Consider the following 5,802-nt stretch of genomic DNA (forward strand, 5'->3'; position numbering starts at 1 on the left):
AGCACGCGGTCGTAGTGTTTTAACGAGACCAGCCGCCCGATGTAGGTGCGCAACGTAGCGTGATAACGCTGCTGCAATCCGCGTTCGTCGTACAGCTCGAGCAGTTGCTTGTAGGTATTTAATTCTTGGTCGGTGTCATCGGCGGCGCGCGCCACCTCGATCTTGAGCTGCAGCATCTGCGGCAGCTCCGCGTGTTGGGGATTTTGCTCGACGAACTTCTCGAGCTGCGTAAGAGCGCGATTGTACAGACCCAGGTCGCGCAACACGACCACCGCATCGCGCGTGAGCTTCGATGCCTGCTGGGACTGCGGATCGCGCGCCAGCGCGCGTTCGATCAGCCCCAGGGCCAGCTCGCGATTGGACGCGGTGTCGCCCACGCTGCCAAAGGAACGCAACGCGCCGCGCACGTTCTGGCTGTTCAGCCCCAGGCTCAGCAGCCCGCCGCTGATCCCCGGCCGTGCGCTGATGAACGGCGCTGCGACCAACGCGCCCGCGCCGTTGCCCCCGGGCAGCGCCGCCGCACGGTTGGTCAGCACCAGCGAGTGCGCCAGCTGGGCCTCGGCGCTTTGCAACAGCTCGCCCTGGGCCGCCAGGGTCACGTTGTAGAAATAGAGCTGCGCGCGCTCGTGCAGCCCGGCGCGCGAGCACAGTCGCGCGAAGTCGAACAGCTCTTGAGCCTTGGGGGATGAGTCCTTGAGTCGCTGAGCCTGGTCCTGGACCAGCCGGTCCATGCCGCGCCACAATCCGCTGTACTCGCGCAGCAGCACCAGTTTCCACAGGGCCTGCAAATCGAAACGCCGGTCGAGCTGTTGCTCGAGCTCGCGGCGGTAGCCGTCCAGTTCGCCGTGCTCGGCCAACCAACGCAAGTAGCGCTCGAACAACGGCTCGCGCTCCGCGCTCAGCGGCGTGCCGGCCCGCTCAAAGGCCTCGCGCGCCTGCTGCAACTCGCCCAGGCTCTCATAGGCCCAGGCGCGGTACTCGAGCAGCTCGAGCTCGCTCTGCTCGAACCGATCGCCGTAGCGTCCCACCGCGCGCAGCATCTGGTACGGATCGTCCGCGTTGCGCAGCTCGTCCATATATTGGGAGAACAGCTCCCAGTCGTCGGGAAACACATCGAGCACCCGCAGCCGGTATGGCGTCAGGTCGCTTTCGAGCAGGCCGCGGCGCAGCTCGCCGATGATCTCGGCGTTGACCTGCAACACCTGCGTCTTGAGCTGCTCGCGTTCAAAATCGAGGGTCGCCTTGCCGTAGCGCTCGACCAGCAGTTCATACTGGCGGCCCAGGGCCTTGACGCGATCTTGAAGCAGCGCGCGTCGGCCAAAGTAGTCGGCAAGGGTGCGCCAGGCGTCCGGATCATCCTCGTGACGCTGGGCATAGTCGCGCATTACGCGATTGGCCTGCGGCTGCTCGCCGATCCGGCACAGGGACCCGGCCAGCAGCAGCATCTGCTCGGCGTCGGCCTTCCGCGGCTTGATGCGCGCTGCGATCTGCGCGGGCGTACGCCGCATGTAGACCGTGAGTCCGCCCAGGTTCAGCTCGCCGTAGAGCGGGTCGTCGCCGCCAAATTCTGCGTCGCTGATCTGCGGCGGCTGGATGCTCAGCTCGGCCAGCGGCGCGTTGTAGATCCCGCTGATTTTGAGGTTGTCGGGCACCGAGCTGATTCGCTGCGACGGGTTGATCCGCCCGTCGCCGAGCACGATCTGCTGCAAACGGCGTTTGTCGATATTCTCCGGCTGCACCAGCAGCGCAACGACCACCGCGGCCAGGCACAGCACGGCGACGATCAGCGAGAGCAGCGCCGAGGAACCGCGGAGCTTGGCGCTCATCAGCGCACCTCCAGCGTGGCTTGAATGCTTGTGGTGTTGTGGGCGAAGTCCTCGGCGAACAGCTCGAGAATCGCCGGGCCGCGCGGCGCGTCGGCCGGAATTTTGAGCGCGCCGATGCAGGCCAGCGCCTCGGAGTCCCACTCGAGCCGAACTGTCGGCGAGCCGGGAAAGCGCGCGGTGAGGCGTCGCGTATCGCGGTCCGCGCGTACTGCCAGCCGCACCAGTTCGCCGGGCCGCAGCGGTCCGGGATCGACCAATTCGATTTGCGGCGGTCGGCTGTCGATGACGAAGCTCTTGTCCTCCACGTACTGGTTGCCCTCGACGTCGCGCAAATACAACCGGCAGACGTAGCGGCCGTCGGTCATGGTCGCCGGCGCGAGGAAACGCGTCTGCCAAACTCCCGGCTCGACCTGGGCCATCAGCTTGACCAGGCCGAAGGGGAAGCTCGCCACCACCTCGACGATCGCCTCGTCGGTGTGCACGCGCAGCAGCGGATCGCCGGGCTTGATCACCCGCGGACGCAGCAGGCTGCGCGGCGCGGCGAGAAAGCTGGTGTAGGGCGTGATGAACGTAAACTGCTTGGACAGGTCGATCACCTCCTGCACCAGCGCCTCGTCCTCGCCGTCGAGGCGGATGCGCTCGAGCAGGTAATCGACCCGCGCCTTGGCCCACAACCGCCGGATCCCCGGATGGGACACGTCGTGCTCGGGCAGCTGGGCCTGGACCTCGACGTTGCGCTCGCGCCCCTCGAAACGGGCGTTGAGCGTAACTCGCGCCTTACCCGGTCGGCGGTAGCGGCCCACGAAGGTCACCAGCGAGCGGTCGAAAGCCTTGAGCGGGCCCTGGGGGTAGAGGTCGACCAGGTTATCCTCATCGTCCAGCTCGAGCACGATGTCGTTGATCACCGCCTCGTCGAGCTTCTGCGCCAGACGCTCGGCCTTGTAGGTCACGGTCTCGTTGTTCATCACCCAGGTAAACGCGCCGTCCGAGGCGCGCACCAAATTCTCCAGTAGCGCGCCGTTGGTGTCGTCGCCCACGCCCAAAGCAAAGGTGCGCACCCGGCCCGCGGCCAGGTTGTGCTCGTTGTACCAGTCGATCAGCTCCCGCGCCCGCAGCTCGCGCAACGTGGGTTGGCCGTCCGTGATCAGGATCAGCGCGTTGGGTTTTTGCGGATCGCGCAGCTCCAATCCGCGCTCCAGGGCGGCTCGCAGATCGGTTCCGCCGGCCATCGGCAGCGTGCGCACGAACTCCAGGGCGCGCGTTGCGGCATCGTCATCAGCGATCAGCGGTCCGGCCGACTCGTCAAACACGTATTGGCCGGAGTTGAAGCAAACCAATCTAAATGTATCCTCGGGGCGCAGCCGGGTCAGCAGCAGTTCGAGAATTTCCAGGGCGCGCTCGATCTTGTCCCACTGCATCGAGAGCGAGGTGTCGAACAACAGCACCACGTGGCGCGGTCCCGCGGCCGTGCCCGCTTCCTGCCGCTGCCCGCCGAAATCGAGGTAGGCCCGGGCGTAGAGGTAGCCGTACTCGTCGCGATAGTTCAGGCCGTTGACCGGGCTGACGTCGCGGTAGACCGATTCCACATCGCGGAACGCCAGCACGTCCAGGGCCGAACCCTGTGCGGCGAACCCGTACTGCAGCACCAGATCCTCGTTTAGATCGAAATCCTCGACCGCGATTCGCGCGCGATAGCGTCCGGGCTCGGCCGCGTCGACCTCGAGCGGGAAGCTTTGCGAACGCTGCTCGACCGCGGAGAGCGCAAGGTTGCTCTCGATGCTGATTTCCACGACCAGATCATCGACCGACTGCTCGCCATAGAGCGTGGGCTTGAACGGAAACAGCAGCGTGCTCACTCCGCCGTCAACCTCGATCAGCTGCGTGTACTCCAGCTCGATGCGCTTGGTGCCGTAGGCCGGGATCGGAAACACGCGGCAGGAAAACTCGTTGACCATCGAGGGATCGTCCATGCTCTCGAACAGTCCCGGGTCGCGTTGGCTATCGACGATCTGTTCGTAGATCCGTCGCGCACGCTGCTTCTCGAGGATCACGCCGGGGATGCGCACGCCGTCGTCCCAGATGGCAAAGGCGCTGATCGCCGCGTCCTGGGGGATGATGAAGCTGTACTGGCCCTCGAGGTTGCGCGCCGTGCCGTTGCGGAAAATCTGCAGCACCCAGACGTGCGCCAACTGGTTGTCCACGTCGATCCGCACTTCCATCCGCTCCAGGCGCAGCACCTGCGGGTCGTACGATTTGCCGTAGGGCGCGAGCACTCCGGCATCGGCCATCGCCGCGCAGGGCAGCAGCACGATCAGCGTCAGCAGTGCCAGGGCAATCCGCGCGCTCACTGCTCGAACTCCCGCTCCAAATCGCGCAAGGGCAGCAGCAGCAGCCCGGCGTCGGTTCCCAGCAGCAGCCGCTGGCCAAGGGGCAATACGGCGAACACGTTCGTCGATGGAAGTCCGTGGGTCAACGAGCGCCATCCACCGTTCTCCTTTCCGACCAGCAGGCCGCGATCGAGCGTGCCGGCCAGCAGCAGGCCGCCTGCCTGCGCCAAAGCGTTGAAGTTGATCTCGACGTCGGCGAACTCCTGGGCCAGAGGCGTGCAGCCCTGCTCGTCGTAAAGGCTCAGCCCGCCGCCGTAAGTCCCGACCAGCACGCCACGCTCCAGCGCCAGCAGGGAGGTGATCCAGGCCGCGCGCAGCCCGCCGTCCTCGCGGCGATAGGTGCGCTCAACGCGCATCCCGCGCACCTGGTTGAGCCCGCCCAGGGTCCCGACGAGCACTCCGCCGGCGTACGGCGCGAGGCTGTAGACGTGATTATTGCATAGCCCGTGGAAATGGTAGATCGAGCGGATGCTCCCTCCATCGAGCCTTGAAAGCCCCGCGGCCGTGGCGAAGTCGATGCTCGGCGCGCCTCCGTCCCGAGCGTTCGAGATCAGCACGTCGGCGACGTTATCATGGATAAGCCCCTGCTCCGAGGTCAATCGACGCACCACTTGGCCCTCGGCATCGAGCTGATACGCGCCGTCCGTGGCCGCGACCCAGCAGTACGAGCCCTCCGCCGCCACGGCAATCCGGTTGACGCCGTTGATCTGTTGCGGGCCAAAGGGGCTGAAGCTCGGCGCGCCCTCAACGCCGCCGAGGTCCAGCAGACTCACTCCGTGGTCGAACCCGCCGACCAGCACCCGGCCGCCGCCGAGCTGCGCCAGGGCGGTCACGTGGTTTTCCGCGGGCGCGCGCGCCTCGTCGACCAGGGCAAAGGGGCGCAGCCGACCCTCGGCGTCGAGCAAATGGATCCCGTTATCGCCGCCGATCAGCAGGCCGTGGACCCACGGCGTCAGGCAACGGATCGAACCCTCGATACGGCACAGCGGAAGCGGCTCGCCCACGCGGAACAGCTCGCCGGAAACCGTGGACGCGTAGATCCCGCCGTCCCAGAGCACAACGTCGGTGATGAAGCGCTCGCCGATTACCAACTGCGGCCCGTGATCGTCGATGCGCAACAGGCCGCGGGCCGTGGCCGCGTACAGCGCGTCCTCGTGCCGCACCAGGGCGTTGACCTCGTCGCCGCCGCGTCCCTGGCCGGTCTGGATCGTTTTCCATTCTCCGCGGACCAGCCCGAGCAGCCCCTCGCGGGCCGTGGCCAGCATGGTCGGCGATCCGCCCGGCAGCAGCGCGCGCGGAGCGGACGCCGCGGAATCAACGCGCAGCTCGACTCCCGCCGGGCTCCAGGCCAGCACCCGGCCGTCGCACGCGACCCACAGCATCTCGTCCGGCGCGCTCTGGTTCACGGCCAGGCACACTGCCCGGCCCAGGGCCGGATCGTCGAACAGCAGCCGATTGAGATCGCCGTGCTCAAGGATCGATAGTCCGCTGTCCGAGGCCACGAACAGCCGCTGCCCCAGGGCCGCCACGCTGTGCACCCGGCCCGGGGCCAGGCCGTTGAGCGCCGTGAGCAGGCCCAGCTGGGTTCC

The 5,802-nt window shown here is 66.9% G+C and carries 3 protein-coding genes; all 3 read right to left on the minus strand.

What is annotated here, in order from left to right; all coding sequences use genetic code 11:
- On the minus strand, nucleotides 1–1,826 hold a 1,826-nt coding region (locus tag P9M14_00950; GenBank protein ID MDP8254293.1), incomplete at its 3' end, for a hypothetical protein.
- Nucleotides 1,826–4,174 (minus strand): VIT and VWA domain-containing protein, encoded by a 2,349-nt coding sequence (locus P9M14_00955; GenBank protein ID MDP8254294.1) that lies wholly within the window; start codon nucleotides 4,172–4,174, stop codon nucleotides 1,826–1,828. The genes P9M14_00950 and P9M14_00955, both read right to left, overlap by 1 nt.
- Nucleotides 4,171–5,802: hypothetical protein (locus tag P9M14_00960; GenBank protein ID MDP8254295.1), on the minus strand; the 1,632-nt coding region annotated here is incomplete at its 5' end. The genes P9M14_00955 and P9M14_00960, both read right to left, overlap by 4 nt.

Source organism: Candidatus Alcyoniella australis (assembly GCA_030765605.1).
GTDB classification, from domain to species: domain Bacteria; phylum Lernaellota; class Lernaellaia; order JAVCCG01; family Alcyoniellaceae; genus Alcyoniella; species Alcyoniella australis.